This is a genomic window from Pseudomonas sp. 1L-E-NC-VB-C3, from assembly GCF_057291535.1.
In genome coordinates, this window is sequence record NZ_JBXAWD010000019.1 from 14,360 (window position 1) to 33,150 (window position 18,791).

General features: G+C 58.7%; 23 protein-coding genes and 1 tRNA gene. 4 read left to right on the forward strand and 20 right to left on the reverse strand.

All coding sequences use genetic code 11. The annotated features are described in order from the left end of the window. The first annotated feature begins 43 nt into the window (after positions 1-43). The 3 genes from gcvT to AC0Z5Z_RS24280 all read left to right on the forward strand — a co-directional run bounded on the left by gcvT (position 44) and on the right by AC0Z5Z_RS24280 (position 2,370). Complete coding sequence (gcvT, locus tag AC0Z5Z_RS24270) at positions 44-1,168, forward strand: glycine cleavage system aminomethyltransferase GcvT (RefSeq protein WP_236168321.1); 1,125 nt, start codon at positions 44-46, stop codon at positions 1,166-1,168. A 403-nt stretch (positions 1,169-1,571) separates the two neighbouring features. Then, positions 1,572-1,784: a cold-shock protein gene (locus AC0Z5Z_RS24275; protein ID WP_003227496.1), complete on the forward strand. Its 213-nt coding sequence runs from the start codon at positions 1,572-1,574 to the stop codon at positions 1,782-1,784. A gap of 97 nt (positions 1,785-1,881) precedes the next feature. Then, on the forward strand, positions 1,882-2,370 hold the full coding sequence (locus AC0Z5Z_RS24280; protein ID WP_016773510.1) for an RDD family protein: 489 nt from the start codon (positions 1,882-1,884) through the stop codon (positions 2,368-2,370). 178 nt (positions 2,371-2,548) lie between these two features. On the opposite strand, the gene nadA is transcribed toward AC0Z5Z_RS24280, so the two are convergent. The 19 genes from nadA to AC0Z5Z_RS24375 all read right to left on the reverse strand — a co-directional run bounded on the left by nadA (position 2,549) and on the right by AC0Z5Z_RS24375 (position 17,603). Further along, complete coding sequence (gene nadA, locus AC0Z5Z_RS24285; protein WP_016773509.1) at positions 2,549-3,607, reverse strand: quinolinate synthase NadA; 1,059 nt, start codon at positions 3,605-3,607, stop codon at positions 2,549-2,551. 272 nt (positions 3,608-3,879) lie between these two features. Continuing rightward, positions 3,880-3,955 (reverse strand) — tRNA-Lys (locus AC0Z5Z_RS24290). Between the two features lie 63 nt (positions 3,956-4,018). Continuing rightward, entirely contained in the window at positions 4,019-4,711 is a 693-nt protein-coding gene (gene queC / locus AC0Z5Z_RS24295; protein ID WP_056787919.1) for a 7-cyano-7-deazaguanine synthase QueC, read from the reverse strand. Between the two features lies 1 nt (position 4,712). Further along, the gene (queE, locus tag AC0Z5Z_RS24300; protein WP_485611756.1) at positions 4,713-5,360 is read right to left on the reverse strand and encodes a 7-carboxy-7-deazaguanine synthase QueE; all 648 of its coding nucleotides are present in this window, start codon (positions 5,358-5,360) and stop codon (positions 4,713-4,715) included. A 167-nt stretch (positions 5,361-5,527) separates the two neighbouring features. Next, positions 5,528-6,367, reverse strand: a complete 840-nt coding sequence (gene ybgF, locus AC0Z5Z_RS24305) for a tol-pal system protein YbgF (protein WP_024014085.1) — start codon at positions 6,365-6,367, stop codon at positions 5,528-5,530. Between the two features lie 6 nt (positions 6,368-6,373). Next, a complete protein-coding gene (gene pal / locus AC0Z5Z_RS24310; RefSeq protein WP_003178634.1) occupies positions 6,374-6,871 on the reverse strand; it encodes a peptidoglycan-associated lipoprotein Pal in 498 nt (165 codons plus the stop codon). Positions 6,872-6,923: 52 nt separating this feature from the next. Beyond that, positions 6,924-8,204, reverse strand: a complete 1,281-nt coding sequence (tolB, locus tag AC0Z5Z_RS24315; protein WP_164488347.1) for a Tol-Pal system beta propeller repeat protein TolB — start codon at positions 8,202-8,204, stop codon at positions 6,924-6,926. Positions 8,205-8,221: 17 nt separating this feature from the next. Next, complete coding sequence (gene tolA / locus AC0Z5Z_RS24320; RefSeq protein WP_016773505.1) at positions 8,222-9,298, reverse strand: cell envelope integrity protein TolA; 1,077 nt, start codon at positions 9,296-9,298, stop codon at positions 8,222-8,224. Continuing rightward, positions 9,298-9,750 carry a protein TolR gene (tolR, locus tag AC0Z5Z_RS24325; RefSeq protein ID WP_160767866.1) on the reverse strand — a complete coding sequence of 151 codons (453 nt, stop codon included), beginning with the start codon at positions 9,748-9,750 and terminating at the stop codon, positions 9,298-9,300. The genes tolA and tolR overlap by 1 nt, the downstream gene beginning before the upstream one ends. A 23-nt stretch (positions 9,751-9,773) precedes the next feature. Beyond that, positions 9,774-10,469, reverse strand: a complete 696-nt coding sequence (gene tolQ, locus AC0Z5Z_RS24330; RefSeq protein ID WP_008080223.1) for a protein TolQ — start codon at positions 10,467-10,469, stop codon at positions 9,774-9,776. Then, a complete protein-coding gene (gene ybgC, locus AC0Z5Z_RS24335) occupies positions 10,459-10,926 on the reverse strand; it encodes a tol-pal system-associated acyl-CoA thioesterase (RefSeq protein ID WP_252868155.1) in 468 nt (155 codons plus the stop codon). The genes tolQ and ybgC overlap by 11 nt, the downstream gene beginning before the upstream one ends. Before the next feature lie 127 nt (positions 10,927-11,053). After that, positions 11,054-12,115 carry a Holliday junction branch migration DNA helicase RuvB gene (ruvB, locus tag AC0Z5Z_RS24340; RefSeq protein ID WP_024014087.1) on the reverse strand — a complete coding sequence of 354 codons (1,062 nt, stop codon included), beginning with the start codon at positions 12,113-12,115 and terminating at the stop codon, positions 11,054-11,056. Then, the gene (gene ruvA, locus AC0Z5Z_RS24345) at positions 12,116-12,724 is read right to left on the reverse strand and encodes a Holliday junction branch migration protein RuvA (protein ID WP_024014088.1); all 609 of its coding nucleotides are present in this window, start codon (positions 12,722-12,724) and stop codon (positions 12,116-12,118) included. 114 nt (positions 12,725-12,838) lie between these two features. Beyond that, on the reverse strand, positions 12,839-13,366 hold the full coding sequence (gene ruvC / locus AC0Z5Z_RS24350) for a crossover junction endodeoxyribonuclease RuvC (protein WP_016773501.1): 528 nt from the start codon (positions 13,364-13,366) through the stop codon (positions 12,839-12,841). Positions 13,367-13,521: 155 nt separating this feature from the next. Further along, complete coding sequence (locus tag AC0Z5Z_RS24355; protein WP_024014089.1) at positions 13,522-14,268, reverse strand: YebC/PmpR family DNA-binding transcriptional regulator; 747 nt, start codon at positions 14,266-14,268, stop codon at positions 13,522-13,524. Between the two features lie 119 nt (positions 14,269-14,387). Further along, the gene (aspS, locus tag AC0Z5Z_RS24360) at positions 14,388-16,163 is read right to left on the reverse strand and encodes an aspartate--tRNA ligase (RefSeq protein ID WP_041479793.1); all 1,776 of its coding nucleotides are present in this window, start codon (positions 16,161-16,163) and stop codon (positions 14,388-14,390) included. 98 nt (positions 16,164-16,261) lie between these two features. Next, entirely contained in the window at positions 16,262-16,483 is a 222-nt protein-coding gene (locus AC0Z5Z_RS24365) for an FmdB family zinc ribbon protein (RefSeq protein WP_016773499.1), read from the reverse strand. A gap of 129 nt (positions 16,484-16,612) precedes the next feature. Next, the gene (locus tag AC0Z5Z_RS24370; protein WP_024014091.1) at positions 16,613-16,951 is read right to left on the reverse strand and encodes a ribbon-helix-helix domain-containing protein; all 339 of its coding nucleotides are present in this window, start codon (positions 16,949-16,951) and stop codon (positions 16,613-16,615) included. 181 nt (positions 16,952-17,132) lie between these two features. After that, positions 17,133-17,603 carry a Dps family protein gene (locus tag AC0Z5Z_RS24375; RefSeq protein ID WP_041479794.1) on the reverse strand — a complete coding sequence of 157 codons (471 nt, stop codon included), beginning with the start codon at positions 17,601-17,603 and terminating at the stop codon, positions 17,133-17,135. Positions 17,604-17,914: 311 nt separating this feature from the next. Here AC0Z5Z_RS24375 and AC0Z5Z_RS24380 point away from each other — a divergent pair, with 311 nt between their 5' ends. Beyond that, on the forward strand, positions 17,915-18,517 hold the full coding sequence (locus AC0Z5Z_RS24380) for a cold-shock protein (protein ID WP_016773496.1): 603 nt from the start codon (positions 17,915-17,917) through the stop codon (positions 18,515-18,517). Between the two features lie 66 nt (positions 18,518-18,583). Here the strand turns inward: AC0Z5Z_RS24380 and AC0Z5Z_RS24385 are convergent, their stop codons facing one another. Continuing rightward, on the reverse strand, positions 18,584-18,790 hold the full coding sequence (locus AC0Z5Z_RS24385; protein ID WP_041479795.1) for a SlyX family protein: 207 nt from the start codon (positions 18,788-18,790) through the stop codon (positions 18,584-18,586). Position 18,791: the final 1 nt, after the last annotated feature.

An 18,791-nucleotide genomic window follows, 5' to 3' on the forward strand; every position in this document is an offset into this window, starting at 1 on the left:
GATCTTGCCTCTCACCCGCAACCCAAATTCAAAGGAGCCACGCATGTCCACCGAACAACTCTCGAAAACCCCGCTGCACGCACTGCACCTCGAACTCGGCGCGCGCATGGTGCCGTTCGCCGGCTACGACATGCCCGTGCAATACCCGCTCGGAGTGATGAAAGAACATCAGCACACCCGTGAGCAAGCCGGGCTGTTCGACGTCTCGCACATGGGCCAGATTCGTCTGACCGGTGCCAATGCGGCCAAAGCCCTGGAAACCCTGGTGCCGGTGGACATCATCGACCTGCCGGTGGGCATGCAGCGTTATGCGATGTTCACCAACGAAAGCGGCGGCATCCTCGACGACCTGATGGTTGCCAATCTGGGCGATGACGAGTTGTTCCTGGTGGTCAACGCCGCGTGCAAGGATCAGGATCTCGCGCATCTGCAAAAACACATCGGCGATCAGTGCACCATTACGGCGCTGTTCGAAGAGCGCGCCCTGCTCGCCCTGCAAGGTCCGGCAGCCGTCACGGTGCTGGCGCGTCTTGCGCCGGACGTGACGAAGATGACCTTCATGCAGTTCAACCGTGTGTCGTTGCTGGGCGTGGACTGCTTTGTCAGCCGTTCGGGCTACACCGGTGAAGACGGTTTCGAAATCTCTGTACCGGCCGCCGAAGCGGAAAAACTCGCCCGCGCCCTGCTCGCCGAACCAGAGGTCCAGGCCATCGGCCTCGGCGCCCGTGATTCGCTGCGTCTGGAAGCCGGCCTGTGCCTGTACGGCCATGACATGAACACCGAAACCACGCCGATCGAAGCCAGCCTGCTTTGGGCGATCTCCAAGCCACGCCGCGCCGACGGCGCACGGGCCGGCGGTTTCCCGGGCGCCGAGCAGATCTTCGCGCAACAACAGAACGGCGTCGCACGCAAACGCGTCGGCCTGCTGCCACAGGAGCGTACCCCGGTGCGTGAAGGCGCAGAGATCGTCAACGAGGCCGGCGAGATCATCGGCAGCGTCTGCAGCGGCGGCTTTGGTCCAACCTTGGGCGGGCCATTAGCGATGGGTTACCTCGACAGCGCCTACGTCACGCTCGATACACCTGTGTGGGCCATCGTCCGTGGGAAAAAGGTGCAAATGCTTGTAAGCAAAATGCCATTTGTTCCACAACGCTACTATCGCGGTTGATCGACTGTTTCTATAAGTAACGCGATTGCGTTATGCGTGCACTAATGTGTAACGCAATCGCCATAAAACAGTGCGTTTTTTATCATCTGTTTCGAATATGAACGTTGCTTATAACGACTGCAAAAAACTGAACCAGACAATCGTCTAAGACTGCTCTAGTGAACTGACTAATTGCCGCGAAGAGCAGTAAAACCGGGGCCTCCGCAGGGCTTGTTTTTTCTCCCGTAGTTGGCGTAGAGTTTGTCCACTGTGTTTGCATGGGTCAGCTTGGAATCGTGACCTGGGCAGTAGCCTACAAGTTAGCTACATCCCGCTCGACGTCTTCTTACTCCTTGCAACCAGCTCCAGTACTCTTTCATGTGAAAGGGGCTGTCATCAATTTATGCGTCAAAGGAAATAAGAAATGTCCACACGTCAGAGCGGTACCGTCAAGTGGTTTAACGACGAGAAAGGTTTTGGTTTTATCACTCCAGAAAGCGGTCCGGATCTGTTCGTACATTTCCGCGCCATTCAGGGCAACGGCTTCAAAAGCCTGAAAGAAGGCCAGAAAGTGACTTTCGTTGCTGTGCAAGGCCAGAAAGGCATGCAGGCTGACGAAGTACAAGCAGAAGCCTGATCTTCTGATACGAAAAAGCCCCTGATATTGATATCAGGGGCTTTTTTGTGCGCGCTAATCCGTAAAATGGCGCTTCCATTCACGCCTTGAGGCTGCCATGTCGAAACACCTGCTCACGCCGCAAGGGGACTTTCCTCCCGTTGCTCTCGGTCGTCGTCTGGCGGCAATGTTCTACGACTTCCTGCTGTGCACCGCCCTGCTGATCGTCACCGGATTCATCTATAAGTTGATCCAGGCGGCGATCATTGGCGAAGAGCGTCTGCGAGTGATGACCGACGCCGGCCAGCTGGATGGTGATCCGCTCTACTCCACGGTGCTGCTGTTGGTATTGTTCGGCTTCTTCGCCAAGTTCTGGACCCACGGCGGGCAGACACTGGGCATGCAGGTGTGGGGGATCCGCGTGCAGAACGCCAACGGCACAGCGATCAGCCTGTGGCAGGCGCTGCTGCGCTTTATGGTGTCGATCGCGTCGTGGTTGTGTATCGGGCTGGGGTTCTTCTGGTCGCTGTTCGACAAGCAGAAACGCACCTGGCACGACATCTATTCGGATACGCGTGTGGTGCGGATCCCGAAGAAGAGCAAATAATTTCCATGCTCAAGAGTCGGCCTGTGGTGAGGGGATTTATCCCCGTCCGGCTGCGTAGTAGTCGTAAAGGAGCCCACGCGGTATCCCTGATATGCCGCGGTGTTTGATTTAGGGCGGCTTCGCCACCCAACGGGGATAAATCCCCTCACCACAGGGCTCACTCATACAAGGGGTTCTCTCAGGCGTTGCCGGCCAATTTCATCCGCGCTGCCTGGGTGAAGTCGAGCATGCGCTTCAATGGGCGGATCGCTTGGGGAATCAGCGCCGGATCGACAAAGATCTCGTTGGTGCCTTCCTTCAAGCTCTTGAGCGTGCGCTCAAGGGTGTTCATGGCCATCCACGGGCAATGTGCGCAACTGCGGCAAGCCGCGCCGTTACCGGCGGTAGGCGCTTCGATGAAGACCTTGTCCGGGCACAGCTGCTGCATCTTGTAGAAGATGCCACGGTCGGTGGCGACGATCAGGGTCTTGTTCGGCAGGCTTTGCGCGGCAGCGATCAACTGGCTGGTGGAACCGACGGCGTCCGCCAGTTCGATCACCGAAGTCGGCGACTCGGGATGCACCAGAATCGCCGCGTCCGGGTACAGCGCCTTCATGTCTTCGAGCTGCTTGGACTTGAATTCTTCATGGACGATGCAAGCACCGTCCCACAGCAGCATGTCGGCGCCGGTCTTGCGCTGAATGTAGGTGCCCAGATGCTTGTCCGGGCCCCAGATGATCGTCTCGCCGTTGTCCATCAGGCTTTCGACGATCTCCAGTGCACAGCTCGAAGTCACCACCCAGTCGGCCCGAGCCTTCACGGCGGCGGAAGTATTGGCATACACCACCACGGTGCGCTCTGGATGCTGATCACAAAACGCCGAGAACTCATCGACCGGGCATCCCAGGTCCAGCGAGCACGTCGCCTCCAGGGTCGGCATCAGCACTCGCTTTTCCGGGTTGAGAATCTTTGCCGTCTCGCCCATGAATTTCACGCCGGCGACCACCACGGTCTTGGCCGGATGGGCGTTGCCGAAGCGGGCCATTTCCAGGGAATCGGATACACAGCCGCCGGTCTCTTCGGCCAGGGCCTGAATCACCGGATCGCAATAAAAGTGGGCAACCAGCACCGCGTCCTGAGCCTTGAGCTCGGCGGCGATGGCGGAACGGTAATAAGCCTCCTCTTCTGCCGTCAGCGGTTTGGGCTGTTTGGCGTCGAGGTGGGCTTGAACCAGAAGGCGTTCGGAAATCTGCGTCATGTTCGCAAGACCTGCAGGCGCATTCGCGCGAAAGTCGAGTATACACCCGGCTCCGGACCGCTAGAGGGTACCGCCGGGAGAGTGAGTATCATCAGGCACGGGACAGCGTTGAAGCTGCGCAAGGCTACAGAATATCCCGTTGAGACAAAAGATGATTCTGACCTGTATCAGGTCGGGTCGCACTGAAACATCGAACGCCCGAATTGCAGGCAAAAAAAAACCCGGAAATCCTCACTTTCGTGGGCCTTCCGGATTTTCTAAACCGCCAAATATGGTGGGTCGTGTGGGATTCGAACCTACGACCAATTGGTTAAAAGCCAACTGCTCTACCAACTGAGCTAACGACCCGCTGTGTGGTGGCGCGTATAATACTGATTTTTAAGGACTATTCAACACCTTTTTTGAAAAAGATCAAAAATAAGGAGTTGGATCGCTCACACCCGCCGCCGCGAAGCCTTCAGCACGCAGGCGGCAGCTGTCACATTTGCCGCAGGCGCGGCCGTCATCGTCTGCCTGATAGCAGGAAACCGTCAGGCCATAATCCACGCCCAGCTTCACGCCAGCCTGGACGATCTGCGCCTTGCTCAGGTTTTGCAGTGGCGCCTGAATGCGGAAGCCATTGCCTTCCACGCCCGCTTTGGTGGCCAGATTGGCCATGCGCTCGAACGACTCGATGAACTCGGGACGGCAATCCGGGTAGCCGGAATAATCCACTGCATTGACGCCGATGAAGATGTCGCGCGCGCCGAGCACTTCGGCCCAACCCAATGCCAACGACAGAAACACCGTGTTGCGCGCCGGCACGTAAGTCACCGGAATGCCTTCGCCCAGCTCTTCCGGAATATCGATGCTGGTGTCAGTCAGCGCCGAGCCGCCCATGCCATTGAGGTTCAATCCGATGACCTTGTGCTCGACCACTCCCAGATCGCGAGCAACGCGGGCGGCGGCATGCAATTCAGCATGGGAGCGCTGGCCGTAATCGAAGCTCATGGTGTAGCAGGCGTAGCCTTCGGCGCGTGCCATCGCCACCACGGTGGCCGAGTCGAGGCCGCCCGAAAGCAGGATAACGGCACGTTTTTCGGTAGTGTTCGGTTGTTCAATCATCTCAGCGCCCCGGCTCATCATTCCATAGATATTTATGCAACTGCAGTTGCAGCCGCACTGGCAGGTTATCTGCCACCACCCAATCCGCCAGATCCCTGGCATTGAGGTCATGATGACTTGGGGAGAAAAGCACTTCACCCGCACGTCTATCAAGCCCGTACTGGATCAGTTTCGATACCGCCCAGTCATAGTCTTCCCGCGAGCAGATGACAAATTTCACCTGATCGTTGCGGGTCAGCAGTTCGATGTTCTCGTAACGGTTGCGATGGGCTTCTTTCGAGCCCGGCGTTTTCAGGTCGACGACGCGACTGACACGCGGATCGACGGCGGACACGTCGAGGGCGCCGCTGGTTTCCAGCGACACCTCGTAACCGGCACCACACAACCGTTCAAGCAAAGGAATGGCGTTCGGCTGAGCCAACGGCTCACCGCCGGTGACACAGACGTAGCGCGGACGATATCCGGCCACTTGCTCAACGATGTCGTCGAGGGTGCGGACGGTGCCGCCGCTGAACGCATAAGCGCTGTCGCAGTATTGGCAACGCAACGGGCAACCGGTCAGGCGCACGAAAACCGTGGGCAGCCCGGCAGTCCGAGTTTCCCCCTGCAACGAGTAGAAAACTTCGGTGATTCTCAATGTGTCTTGCATAGTCGCCACGGGCGTAACAGCTAAACAGGCTGTCCGCCTCCGTCAGGCACTTCAGGCAATCCCGCCAACGCGTAGACCACAAGAAGCGTGTTTCAGAAAAAGGGCGTGAATTCTAACGAAAAAACCCGCGACAAGCGCGGGTTTCTTCAAAACACGGATGAACAGGCTTACATGCGCTGCAAATCACGCTGGGCCAGCTGCGCGGCGGAAGTGCCCGGATATTGGGACACCACCTGCTGCAGAATGCCTTTGACCTTGTCGGTATGACCGAGGCGGCGTTCTACGTCAGCCAGCTTGTACAGCGAATCCGGCACTTTGTTGTGCTTGGGATACAGCTGCGAAACCTTGGCAAAGGCCTGACCTGCACCTTGCAGATCACCCTTGGCCAGGTTCACTTCGCCCAACCAGTACTGGGCGTTGCCCGCGTACTGGCTGTTGGGGTATTTGCGCAGGAAAGCGGCGAAGGCCTGGCTGGCCTTGTCGAAATCCTTGGCTTTGATCAGGTCGAAAGCGGCATCGTAATACAGCTTTTCCTTGGCCGGATCAGCCGGTTCGCTACCCGCAGCAGGGGCCTGGGCTGCCGCAGCAGCACCCGCGCCTGCGGCAGCACCGGCAGCAGCACTTGCATCGCCACCGGCAGAAGAATTCTCGGGAGTCGCGGCTGGTGCAACGCCGGATCCTATGCGCCGATCAAGATCCTGGTATCGCTCCAGGGATTCCTGCTTCATGCGCGAAACCTGATTCTGCAGTTCTTCGATCACGCCCTGTTGGCGCGAGATCTGATCCTGCATCTGTTGCAATTGGTTGAACAGCATGCCTTGTGCCGAGGCAGGGGCCGAAGCCGCTCCCCCGGCATAGGCGCCGTTCGTACCGTAACCCGCAGGCGGATAACTGCTCCCGCTATTGTTATAACCGGAGTTGTCATCGACCACAGGAACCGCAGCCCACGCCGCAAGCGGCGCGAGGCTGAGAGCCAGAACAGTTACAGCACGACGGCACGTTCGCATATCGAATTACTTACGCAGTTCGACGCGACGGTTCTGGGCCCAGGACTGCTCGTCGTTGCCGGTAGCAACTGGACGCTCTTCGCCGTAGGAAACCAGTTCCAGCTGAGCTGGGGAAACACCTTGCAGTACCAGGTAGCGCTGAACGGCTTTCGCACGACGCTCGCCCAGTGCCATGTTGTACTCACGAGTACCACGTTCGTCGGTGTTGCCTTCCAGAACAACGCGAGCGCCGTTTGCTTTCAGGTCTTTGGCGTGAACGTCCAGAGCGCGCATGGCTTCTGGCTTCAGGTCCGAGCTGTCGTATTCGAAGTAGAAGGTGGTGATTGCGCGCAGAGCAGCTTCTTCGCTCAGGGAACCGTCAACGGCACCGGTGTTTGCGCCGTAACCAGCGTTTGGATCAACAGCGCCTTCACCGGCGTTGTCGCCGCCTTTGGACGAGCAACCTACAGCTACAGCCATGGCCAGAGCCAGCGCAGCAAATTTACCAAACTTCAGCATTTCCATCGTGAAACTCCTAATGAACCCCAGTGTGTTAAGTAAAACGTGTAGCGCCCGCTCACTTCAGGTAAGGGGACCAGGACGGTTCTCTGACTTCGCCTTGAGCGGTAGGAAGCGGGAGCCTCACGCGTCCATTAATGGACACGAGCATCAAGACTCCCCGGCCCTGTTGGCGGGTGGCGTAGATTACCATGGTGCCGTTGGGCGCAACAGTAGGTGACTCGTCCAGAGTGCTATCAGTGAGGATCTTTACACTACCTCGCTGCAGATCCTGAGCTGCCACCTTGAAATTGGTGAAGCCATCCTGACGATGAATCATCACCAAAGTCTTTTCATCAGCCGAAAGTTTCGGGTTGGCGTTGTAGTTGCCCACGAACGTCACACGCTCGGCACCACCGCCACCGACGCTGGTTTTATAGATTTGCGGCTTGCCGCCACGGTCCGAGGTGAAATAGATGGTCGAGCCATCCTTGCCCCAGAACGGTTCGGTATTGATGCCCTGACCATTGGTTACGCGGCTGATCTGGCGCGAACCGAGGTTCATCACGTAGATGTCCGGGTTACCGTCTTTCGACAGAACGAACGCCAGGCGATTGCCATCCGGCGACCAGGCTGGCGCGCCATTGAGGCCTTCGAAGTTGGTGATCTGCTCACGGCGACCGGTGTCGATGTTCTGCATGAAGATACGCGGACGCTTCTGCTCGAACGACACGTAGGCGATACGCTTGCCATCCGGTGCAAAACGCGGCGACAGGATCGGCTCGCGCGATTGCAGCAGAGTCACTGCGCGGGCACCGTCATAGTCGGAACGTTGCAGGGTGTAACGCGTGTTCTTCTCGGAAAAACGCTCGGCCGTCACGTACAGCAGGCGCGTCGAGAAGGCACCCTCAATGCCGGTCAGCTTCTGGAACGACTGATCGGAAATGAAGTGCGCCATGTCACGGATCTGGTCGGTCGTACCGGAAACACTGCCGTCCGCCACTTTCTGCTCGGTGGCGACGTTGAACAGTGCCCACTGCACCTGCAGACGACCGCCCGCTGGAGCGATGCTGCCGACCATCATGTACTGAGCACCCACCGCCTTCCAGTCACGGAAGATGATTTCGCTCGGCTGGCTTGGCTGGCTAATCATGTTGGCTTTCGGAATCGGCGAGTAATAGCCCGAGTTGCGCAAATCGTTGCCAATGATTTCAGCCATGTCATCAGGCAGCACGGCGCCGCCCTGCATGCCGAACGGTACGACGGCGATCGGGGTGGCCCGATCGCTGCCGCTGGTGACCAGAATGTTCTTTTCATCTGCCGTCGCGATCCCTGCCATGCAGCAGATCACGACCAGCATTCCTCGAAGAAGGTTTCTCACAAGGCTAGATCCTCAGGTGTGAATGTCATCTTGAATGAACGATACGGAGCGAAATCGCTCGGCTTCATTCCCTGCATTTCTGTCAAACGTCCAATATTCTTCACTGCCGCGACTGCCGATGCATCGAACGGACCGTCACCACTGGACTTGGCGACGCTGACCGAAGTCACCGTGCCGTCCGGCAACATGCCGATTTGCAGCACGACCGTCATGCCTTTGCGCGCCGAAGGAGGACGAGCCCAGCCTTCCGCTGCACGAGCGCGAATCAGGTCATCGAAACTGCCGGCAACTTCGTCACCCTGCTCATCTGCCAGGGCCTGCTGACGCTGCGGCGTGTCGGAAAGCAGATCTGCCAGGGCCTGGGCCTTTTTGTCTTCGGCGGATTTGCGTGCCGCTTCCTGCGCTTTCTTCTTCGCAGCATCGGCAGCAGCTTTCTTCTTCGCGTCTTCGGCGACTTTCTTCTTCGCCTCTTCAGCTTCAGCTTTCTTCTTGGCGTCTTCTGCGGCTTTCTTCTTCGCGTCTTCGACGATCTTCTTCTTGGCTTCTTCGGCAGCGGCCTTCTTCGCCTCTTCCTCAGCAGCCTTTTTCGCTTCGTCTTCGGCCTTCTTCTTGGCTATATCAGCCAATTGTTTCTCTTCGGCCTTTTTCGCTTCGGCTTTCTTCGCGTCGTCGGCTTTCTTGGCTTCATCAGCCTTTTTCGCCTCGTCGGCTTTTTTCGCCTCGTCGGCCTTCTTGGCTTCCTCGGCCTTTTGAGCCGCTTCCTCTTTCTTTTGTTCCGCCGCCTTCACCGCTTCCTGCTCGATCTTTTTCTGCTCCATCTGTTCGACTTCGGTCTGGCGCGCGGCGGATTTCTTCGCCTCACCCGCAATCTTCTGATTGGTCTGGGTGGTCGCCTGACTTTTCGATTTCAGCTGGTACAGAGTCGCCTGGACGATCGGCTTGGCCGGCGGCAGTTCGGGCGTGAAGGCAAAACTGACGAACAGCATGCCGAACACCAGCACGTGCAGGACGATTGCCAGAACACTAGGCCAGAAGTAGCTTTCCGAGGCGGACGGCTCTCGCTGTTGCTGCATCAGGGGGCCTCGGTAATCAGACCAACGTTACCGACCCCGGCTTTCTGCAACCCGCCCATGGCACCCATGACGGCGCCGTAGTCGACAGTCTTGTCGCCACGAATGAACACCTGAGTGCGTTTGCCGCCCTCGGTGCCGGCGCGGATGATCTTGGTCACCGCGTCAGTCATCTGTGGCAGGGTCATGGCCCTGTCCTGTTGCTTCTCGGTGTCGACTTCGCTGCCAAGGTTCCAGTAGTAGGTCTTGTCAGCCTTGATCGAAATGGTCAGGACCTGAGTGTTGTTGTCCTGCGGCAAGGCTTCGCTGGAAACCTTGGGCAGATCAACTTTCACGCCCTGATTGAGCATCGGCGCGGTCACCATGAAGATGACCAGCAGCACCAACATCACGTCGATGTAGGGCACCACGTTCATCTCGGCGACCGGCTTGCGCTTTTTGCGAGCTCGAGCGATTAAAGCCATCGGGAAATACCTGCTTATTCTTCGCTGGTGTGCACTTTGCGGTGCAGGATCGCCTGGAATTCATCGGCGAAGGTGTAGTAGCGGCCCAGCAAGGTTTCGCTGCGCGCAGCAAAACGGTTGTAAGCGATGACCGCCGGGATCGCAGCGAACAGGCCGATCGCGGTGGCGATCAGGGCTTCGGCGATACCCGGAGCAACGGTGGCGAGCGTCGCTTGCTGGGCGCTGGCCAGACCACGGAAGGAGTTCATGATCCCCCACACGGTGCCGAACAGACCGATGTACGGGCTGACCGAACCGACGGTGGCGAGGAACGGCAGGCTCTGCTCGAGTTTCTCTTCTTCGCGCGAGATGGCCACGCGCATGGCACGGGCGACACCTTCCATCACGGCTTCAGGATCGACACCTGGCTGCTGACGCAGACGGGAGAATTCCTTGAAGCCGGCACGGAAGATCTGCTCCACGCCCGAATCCGGATCAGGGTTGCTGCCAGCCTGACGGTACAGTTTGGACAGGTCGATACCCGACCAGAAGCGCTCTTCGAAGCTCTCCAGGGCGCGTCGACCGGCGCGCAGCAAGTTGCTGCGCTGAAAGATCATGATCCATGAGGTCACCGATGCGGCCACCAGGGTCAACATTACCAACTGCACCACGATGCTGGCATTGCTGACCAGGCTCCACATGGAGGAATGGTCGACGACGTTAGCTTCCACGCTTTATCTCCTGCTTTGAGTGTGTACCCGGGCCGACCGCGTCGGCGAAGGCCGCACGCAGGTCTTCGGGAAGGGCCCGGGGTTTCAAACTGTCGGTGCGCACGCAGGCCACCAAAAACTGCCCTTCGCAGAGCAGCACATTATCCGTGGCCCGCCTGACCTGCTGTCGGAAGCGCAGGCTGGCACGGTTCAATTCGATTACATCAGCGCTTACCAGCAGTTCGTCATCCAGTCGCGCCGGCGCGTAGTAGCGCGCTTCGCTGGAATGCACGACGAACAACAGGTCCTCTCCGGCAAGCACAGATTGGGCAAAACCCAGTTCCCGTAGCCGCTCGGTTCGAGCCCGTTCCATAAACTTGAGGTAATTAACGTAATACACGATGCCGCCCGCATCGGTGTCCTCGTAATAAACGCGACAACGATGTGCGAACGGCTCAAGCCCGTTTTGCGCGCGCATACTCTAGTGCTTACTCCTCAGGTTGCCAATCCGGCCAGACAACTGTTTTTCGTGGTTTCAAAGCTTTAACGCAAAAGTACCGTCGTCTGACAGTACAAACCCTGAATAAATCACCAACAAATGTGTATCAATCGTCGACGGCGTCGAGAAACTCGTCTGCCACGGGCATCTCGCCCATGCGTGACGGAACATTCAAACCGAAATGCAGATAGGCATGCCGCGTCACTACCCTGCCCCGTGGCGTGCGCATGATGTAGCCCTGCTGGATCAGATACGGTTCGAGCACGTCTTCAATGGTGTGGCGTTCTTCACTGATCGCCGCCGCCAGACTGTCGATACCAACCGGACCGCCGTCGAACTTCTCGATCATGGTCAGCAGCAGACGCCGGTCCTGGTGATCGAAACCGTGTTCATCGACGTCCAGCAGGTTCAGCGCCAGATCCGCCACCGCTTTGGTGATGTGGCCCTTGGCGCGTACTTCAGCGAAATCGCGCACCCGCCGCAGCAGACGGTTGGCAATTCGCGGCGTGCCACGAGCGCGACGGGCGATCTCGAACGAACCTTCCGGGTCCAGCGGCAGACCGAGAATTGCCGCCGAACGACTGACGATCGTTGCCAGATCCGCCGTGCTGTAGAACTCCAGACGCTGGACGATACCGAAGCGATCACGCAACGGATTGGTCAGCATGCCGGCGCGGGTGGTGGCGCCGACCAGAGTGAAAGGCGGCAGATCGAGTTTGATCGAACGCGCCGCCGGCCCCTCGCCAATCATGATGTCGAGCTGAAAATCTTCCATCGCCGGGTACAGCACTTCTTCAACGATCGGCGACAGACGATGAATTTCGTCGATGAACAACACATCGTGCGGCTCAAGATTGGTCAGCAACGCGGCCAGATCACCCGGGCGTTCCAGCACTGGCCCGGAGGTGCTCTTGATCGACACGCCCATTTCCTGGGCAATGATGTTCGCCAGCGTGGTCTTGCCCAGCCCCGGCGGGCCGAAGATCAGGGTGTGATCGAGGGATTCGCTGCGGCCACGGGCAGCCTGGATAAACAGCTCCATCTGCTCGCGCACGGTCGGCTGGCCAATGTAATCAGCCAGGCTGACCGGGCGGATGGCCCGATCCTGGACTTCTTCGCGCTCGCGCGGGCTGTGCGCGGCGGCGATCAGACGATCAGCTTCAATCACTTAAATCATTCCCTTCAGAGCGCGGCGGATCAGGTCTTCGCTGCTCAGGTTCTTGTCTTTGATCGCGGAAATCGCCTTGCTCGCTTCCTGCGGCTTGTAGCCCAGCGAGATCAACGCGCTGACCGCATCGGTCTCGGCACTGTTGACCGGCGCCGGGCCGTCCGGCTGATTCGGCACCAGCGCGAACATCGCCGGCGAAGTTTCCCAGGCCTTGAAGCGATCTTTCAATTCCACCAGCAAACGCTCGGCGGTTTTCTTGCCAACCCCCGGCACCTTGGTCAGCGCCGAAGTGTCCTGAGACTGCACGCAGCGCACCAGCTCGTCGACTTCCAGGCTCGACATCAACGCCAGCGCCAGTTTCGGTCCGACGCCATTGAGACGGATCAGCTCGCGAAAGAAGTCTCGCTCACGCTTGCCGGCAAAACCATAGAGCAATTGCGCATCTTCGCGTACGACCAAATGGGTGTGCAGGGTCAGCGGTTCGCCGACCGACGGCAGACGATAAAGGGTGGTCATGGGCACTTCCACCTCATAGCCAAGGCCGTTCACATCGAGAATCAGGTGCGGCGGCTGTTTCTCAGCCAGGGTGCCGCGCAAGCGTCCAATCACGTTTTGAATCCTTGAGCGCTGGCCAGCCGTGGGCTGGCGACGATTGAAGGTGGCTTGCGCGCCGACAACACAGGCACCGCGAAGTCACTTTCGAGAAAATTGATGCTGATGCTATCAGAGACGCAGGCGCCCGCCACGACTGCGTGCGGTTCCCAGCCCGTGCGGCAGCAGGCTTGAGCGCGTGTGCGCATGGCAAATGGCAATCGCGAGGGCGTCGGAGGCGTCGATCTGCGGCTTGCTGGTCAACTTGAGCATGTGCATGACCATCATCTGCACCTGCTCCTTATTGGCCGCACCGGTGCCGACCACCGCCTGTTTGACTTGCGTGGCGGTGTACTCGGCGATTTCCAGACACTCTTCGGCGCCGGCGACAATCGCAGCGCCGCGCGCCTGCCCGAGCTTGAGCGCCGAGTCGGCGTTTTTCGCCATGAACACCTTTTCGATGCCCATGGTCACCGGGCCGTAGGTCTTGATGATTTCGCGCACGCCGCGATAGACGATCTGCAGACGCTCATGCAGCTCGCCGGAGCCGGTGCGAATGCAGCCCGAGGCCACATAGATGCAGCCACCCCGCCCGGTATCGCGAACGATCCCGTAACCGGTGATGCGCGAACCGGGGTCGATACCAAGGATTAGAGTCATAACGCCTGCAGATTCATAAAACGATTTACCTGACAGCCAATAGCAAATGTGGGAGCGAGCCTGCTCGCGAAGGCGGTATGTCAGCAGATACAGGTGCTGAATGACACACCGCTTTCGCGAGCAGGCTCGCTCCCACAAGGAAGACTAGTCGCTTATCAGCCAAGCTGAGCGGCGACGTCTTCCGGGATGTCCGCGTTGGAGTAGACGTTCTGCACGTCATCCAGGTCCTCAAGCATGTCGATCAGCTTGAGCACTTTCTCCGCACCTTCCAGATCCAGCTCGGCGCTGGTGGTCGGCTGCATGACGATTTCCGCATCATCGCCCTTGAACCCGGCCGCTTCCAGCGCGTTGCGCACCGCATAGAAACCGGTGAACGAGGTGAACACGTCGATCGAACCGTCTTCGTGGGTGACCACGTCATCGGCATCGGCTTCCAGTGCCGCTTCGGTCAGTGCGTCTTCATCGACGCCCGGAGCGAAGCTGATCTGGCCCTTGCGCTCGAACAGATACGCCACCGAACCATCGGTGCCGAGGTTGCCGCCACACTTGCTGAACGCGTGACGCACAGCCGCCGCAGTGCGGTTGCGGTTGTCGGTCATGCACTCGACCATCACCGCCACACCGCCCGGGCCGTAACCTTCGTAGGTCAGTTCTTCAACGTTGTCCGCTTCAGTGGCGCCGGCACCGCGCGCGACGGCACGGTCGATGATGTCGCGACTCATGTTCGCGCTCAACGCCTTGTCCAGAGCCAGACGCAGACGCGGGTTGGAACCCGGATCACCGCCACCCTGACGGGCCGCAACGGTCAGTTCACGGATCCACTTGGTGAAGATCTTGCCCCTCTTGGCATCCTGACGTTCTTTGCGGTGCTTGATGTTTGCCCACTTGGAATGACCTGCCATAACTTGCTCCGAATGCTCTTTGAAACCTTGCCCGCCCCGCCGAGGCAGCGGCCGGCAATTGAAAAATTCGACCTGAGAAAGAAAAAAGGCGCATCCGAAGATGCGCCTTCAGGCCCGTCTTACTCAGCCTTTGGCGTTTCGCGCAGGCGAATGTGCAGCTCGCGCAATGCCTTGGCATCCACTACGCCCGGAGCCTGCGTCATCACGTCGGCAGCACTCTGGGTTTTCGGGAAGGCGATCACTTCACGGATCGACTGGGCGCCGGTCATCAGCATCACCAGACGGTCCAGACCGAAGGCCAGACCACCGTGCGGCGGTGCACCGTACTTCAGCGCGTCGAGCAGGAAGCCGAACTTCTCTTCCTGTTCCGCTTCATTGATGCCCAGCAGACGGAATACCGCTTGCTGCATTTCCTTGCGATGGATACGGATCGAACCGCCGCCCAGCTCGGTGCCGTTCAAGACCATGTCGTACGCACGGGACAGTGCGCCGGCCGGGTTGGCTTCGAGCTCCTGCGGGGTGCACTTCGGTGCAGTGAACGGGTGGTGCAGCGCCGAGAAGCTGCCGTCGTCGTTCTCTTCGAACATCGGGAAGTCGACGACCCACATTGGCGCCCACTCGCAGGTCAGCAGCTTCAGGTCGTGACCGAGTTTGATACGCAGCGCGCCCAGGGCTTCGCTGACGATCTTGGCCTTGTCGGCACCGAAGAACACGATATCGCCATCGACTGCGCCAACGCGATCGAGGATCACGTTGAGCTTGTCTTCCGGGATGTTCTTCACGATCGGCGATTGCAGACCTTCAACACCGGCGGCACGCTCGTTGACCTTGATGTACGCCAGGCCCTTGGCACCGTAGATGCCGACGAACTTGGTGTAGTCGTCGATCTGCTTGCGCGGCATGCTCGCCCCGCCTGGAACACGCAGTGCGGCGATGCGGCACTTCGGATCGTTGGCCGGGCCGCTGAAGACTTTGAAGTCGACTTCTTTCAACTGGTCGGCAACGTCAACCAGTTCCAGCGGAATACGCAGGTCCGGCTTGTCCGAACCGTAGCGGCGCATGGCTTCTTCGAAGGTCATGTGCGGGAATTCGCCGAACTCCAGGTTCAGCACTTCCTTGAACAGGTTGCGGATCATCTGCTCGGTCAGGCCCATGATCTCTTTTTCATCGAGGAAGCTGGTCTCGATGTCGATCTGGGTGAATTCCGGCTGACGGTCGGCACGCAGGTCTTCGTCACGGAAGCACTTGGCGATCTGGTAGTAACGGTCGAAGCCGGCGACCATCAGCAGTTGCTTGAACAGCTGCGGCGATTGCGGCAGGGCGAAGAACGAACCGGCGTGGGTACGGCTCGGCACCAGATAGTCACGCGCACCTTCCGGAGTGGCCCGGGTCAGGATCGGCGTTTCGACGTCGAGGAAGCCGTTCTCGTCGAGGAAGCGACGGATGCTGGTGGTCATGCGCGAACGCAGGCGCAGCTTCTCGGCCATTTCCGGACGACGCAGGTCGAGGAAGCGATAGCGCAGGCGGGTTTCTTCGCCGACGTCGGAGAACTCGTTGAGCGGGAACGGCGGGGTTTCCGACTCGTTCAGCACTTCCAGTTCATAACCCAGCACTTCGATCATGCCCGAGGCCATGTTGGCGTTGGTCGCGCCGGCCGGACGCAGACGCACCTTGCCGGTGATCTTCACGACGTATTCGCTGCGCACGCGGTCGGCGGCGGCGAAGCTCTCGGCGCGATCCGGATCGAACACCACCTGAGCCAGACCATCACGATCACGGATATCGAGGAAAATCACCCCGCCGTGGTCGCGGCGACGGTGAACCCATCCGCAAAGGGTAATTTCCTGGCCTTCCAGGCTTTCGTTCAGTTGGCCGCAATAGTGGCTGCGCATCATGGTGTGGTTCGCTTCTCGTAATTCGAAATTCGGTGGAGATCCCGCCGCCATCAAGCAGGGCGGAAACTCACGCGTGTCGTTCGTTCAGGGTTGGAACCCTAGTCAGCTTTGTCGCCACCGGCCAGATTCTTCTTGGCTCCGGTCTTGAAGTCGGTCTCGTACCAACCGTTGCCGCTGAGGCGAAAACCCGGCATGGACAGCTGCTTCTTCAGTTCGGGCGCCTGGCAGGCAGGGCAATCGACCAACGGTGCGTCGCTGATCTTCTGAATGGCTTCCAACTGATGACCACAGGAAGCACATTGGTAATCGTACATTGGCATGGAGGTGTCTCGGCGATCAGATTGCTGCCGCGCGAAGGGCTTTGCGGCGAAAGCGCGGGATTATATCGATTAAATGCGGGCTGTGCAGCCGTAACGCTGCACAGCCCGCAACCTCGTTGCACCCGCCGTTCAGCGCGAAACTGCGGGTGCGAGATCTTTGATCCCGTTCATGACGCAAACCACCCGCACCAGCGCACTGAAATTCTTCACTCCGCCGTAACGCAGATGCACCTCACGATCAACGTGGGATAGTAGTGTGCTGATCGAGCAATGATTGTCCTCGGCCATGCCGCCGAGGATGTTCCAGTAGACCTGCTCGAGTCGCAGGCAGGTCGCAAAACCATTGAGGCGAATCGACCGCGACAGCGGCCGGATCAGATTCATGTCGAACTCGCTGACGAACGGATCGACCTTTATTACATGCCGCGAAGCCGACATCCTGTCGCTTCGCCTGTCTCCTTCTACCATAGCGTTGACACTCCTTTGCCATGACTGCTGATTTATAAGGCAACATCCTGCGCCTTCATAAAAACCCAGTGACAAAGTTAGCGCCATACGACTTGTTGACCAGCCTCGTAGGATAAGCCAACGACAACGGTAAGAGTCTGGAGAGCATGCGGACGACCTCAGGCCGTCCGCAGCGGCCGGGTCATTCCTCGAGCAGCGCGCGCAGCATCCACGCAGTTTTCTCGTGCACCTGCATGCGTTGGGTCAGCAGGTCAGCGGTCGGCTCGTCGCTGACCTTGTCCAGCAGCGGGAAAATGCCGCGCGCGGTACGGGTCACCGCTTCCTGACCTTCGACCAATTGCTTGATCATGTCTTCGGCGCTCGGCACACCGACTTCTTCTTTAATAGAAGAAAGACGCGCGTAGGTCGCGTAGGCACCCGGCGCCGGGAAGCCCAACGCACGGATACGCTCGGCGATCAAATCGACGGCCAGCGCCAGCTCGTTGTATTGCTCTTCGAACATCAGGTGCAACGTGCGAAACATCGGGCCAGTGACGTTCCAGTGGAAGTTATGGGTTTTCAGATACAGCACGTAGGTGTCCGACAGCAGTCGCGACAGCCCTTCGACGATGGATTTGCGGTCTTCTTCACTGATACCGATATCAATTGCCATGCTTGCCCCCTAACAGTGATTGAATTCATCCAGCAGGTTCGGTCCCACTGTAGCAAGGCAAGAGCCGGCTCGCAGCTATGAATCCGTGGTCAGACTGCGACAAATCGACCGTTTTTCTGCCGCTGGCCGGGCTGATTTGAGTAGCCGCAGGCTTTGCTGTTAAATAGGCAGTGTGTCGCCATGCCCTATTTTCCGGGGTGTTGCGCATAGGCTGATGCCGTGTACGTGTCCACCGCCTCTTATTTTGTCCTGAAGCGAACCGTGCGCCTTCAGCTCTTCCTTGTGAGCCGTCATAACGTGAGCCAATCAAAATGTTGAAAATCGTCCACCTGCTAATGGGCGCAGCAGCCTTGCTGCTGTCGTTCATACCCAGCCTGAAAGCCGAAGCCGTTCCTTACCTGCAACAGCCCGATGCACTTTACCTGGCCTTTTTCGGCCTGCTGAACCTGGTCATCGCTCCAGTGATTCCTTACTGGAACAAAGGCCCGCGCCAGCATCTGCAAAATCTGGTCAGCGCCCTTCTGGTACTGACTGTCGTCCTGCAAACTTTGACCCTGATCGCGCCGATGCCGGTCATCGCTGGCCAGCCGGCGGTGTTGTTCAGCCTGGTGATCGCCCTGGTTGCCGTGCTGCTGCATCTAGCCGTGAGCTTCTACAAATCGTCACCGGCCGCTGCGCCGACTACCTATGACATGAGCAATCGCGATACCGGCACCGTGAAGTGGTTCAACACTTCCAAGGGTTTCGGGTTTATCTCCCGGGATTCCGGCGATGATATTTTCGTGCACTTTCGCGCCATTCGTGGCGAAGGCCACCGCGTCCTGGTCGAAGGCCAGCGCGTCGAGTTCTCGGTAATGAACCGCGACAAAGGCCTGCAAGCCGAGGACGTGATCGCCGCCCTGCCGCGTCGCTGATCCAAAGCAAAAAAAAAACCGCGAGCAGCCTGACTGTTCGCGGTTTTTTTATGCCTGCCGAATGGCTCAATAATGCGGCGGCGGTGCATCTTCCTCAAAAGCACCGAACTGCCCGACCATCTCTTCGTGACGCTTGATCAGCGCTTCCATCTGCAATTGCAAGCGCTCGATGACCTTCTGCTGCGCCACCAGCACATCGTTCAAAGCCTGAATGGTGTCATCCTGAAAGGCCAGACGGCTTTCCAGATCGGTAACGCGTCCTTCAAGGCTCATT

Bases quoted from the DNA above. Each gene is read 5' to 3' on its own strand.
- AC0Z5Z_RS24370 (WP_024014091.1), bottom strand. From the start codon at position 16,951: ATGGTAGAAGGAGACAGGCGAAGCGACAGGATGTCGGCTTCGCGGCAT.
- ruvC (WP_016773501.1), bottom strand. From the start codon at position 13,366: ATGACTCTAATCCTTGGTATCGACCCCGGTTCGCGCATCACCGGTTAC.
- queE (WP_485611756.1), bottom strand. From the start codon at position 5,360: ATGCAAGACACATTGAGAATCACCGAAGTTTTCTACTCGTTGCAGGGG.
- AC0Z5Z_RS24380 (WP_016773496.1), top strand. From the start codon at position 17,915: ATGTTGAAAATCGTCCACCTGCTAATGGGCGCAGCAGCCTTGCTGCTG.
- ybgF (WP_024014085.1), bottom strand. From the start codon at position 6,367: ATGCGAACGTGCCGTCGTGCTGTAACTGTTCTGGCTCTCAGCCTCGCG.
- pal (WP_003178634.1), bottom strand. From the start codon at position 6,871: ATGGAAATGCTGAAGTTTGGTAAATTTGCTGCGCTGGCTCTGGCCATG.
- AC0Z5Z_RS24280 (WP_016773510.1), top strand. From the start codon at position 1,882: ATGTCGAAACACCTGCTCACGCCGCAAGGGGACTTTCCTCCCGTTGCT.
- ybgC (WP_252868155.1), bottom strand. From the start codon at position 10,926: ATGCGCGCGCAAAACGGGCTTGAGCCGTTCGCACATCGTTGTCGCGTT.
- AC0Z5Z_RS24385 (WP_041479795.1), bottom strand. From the start codon at position 18,790: ATGAGCCTTGAAGGACGCGTTACCGATCTGGAAAGCCGTCTGGCCTTT.
- aspS (WP_041479793.1), bottom strand. From the start codon at position 16,163: ATGATGCGCAGCCACTATTGCGGCCAACTGAACGAAAGCCTGGAAGGC.
- AC0Z5Z_RS24365 (WP_016773499.1), bottom strand. From the start codon at position 16,483: ATGCCAATGTACGATTACCAATGTGCTTCCTGTGGTCATCAGTTGGAA.
- tolB (WP_164488347.1), bottom strand. From the start codon at position 8,204: ATGCTGGTCGTGATCTGCTGCATGGCAGGGATCGCGACGGCAGATGAA.
- AC0Z5Z_RS24355 (WP_024014089.1), bottom strand. From the start codon at position 14,268: ATGGCAGGTCATTCCAAGTGGGCAAACATCAAGCACCGCAAAGAACGT.
- nadA (WP_016773509.1), bottom strand. From the start codon at position 3,607: ATGACGCAGATTTCCGAACGCCTTCTGGTTCAAGCCCACCTCGACGCC.
- queC (WP_056787919.1), bottom strand. From the start codon at position 4,711: ATGATTGAACAACCGAACACTACCGAAAAACGTGCCGTTATCCTGCTT.
- gcvT (WP_236168321.1), top strand. From the start codon at position 44: ATGTCCACCGAACAACTCTCGAAAACCCCGCTGCACGCACTGCACCTC.
- AC0Z5Z_RS24275 (WP_003227496.1), top strand. From the start codon at position 1,572: ATGTCCACACGTCAGAGCGGTACCGTCAAGTGGTTTAACGACGAGAAA.
- tolA (WP_016773505.1), bottom strand. From the start codon at position 9,298: ATGCAGCAACAGCGAGAGCCGTCCGCCTCGGAAAGCTACTTCTGGCCT.
- AC0Z5Z_RS24375 (WP_041479794.1), bottom strand. From the start codon at position 17,603: ATGGCAATTGATATCGGTATCAGTGAAGAAGACCGCAAATCCATCGTC.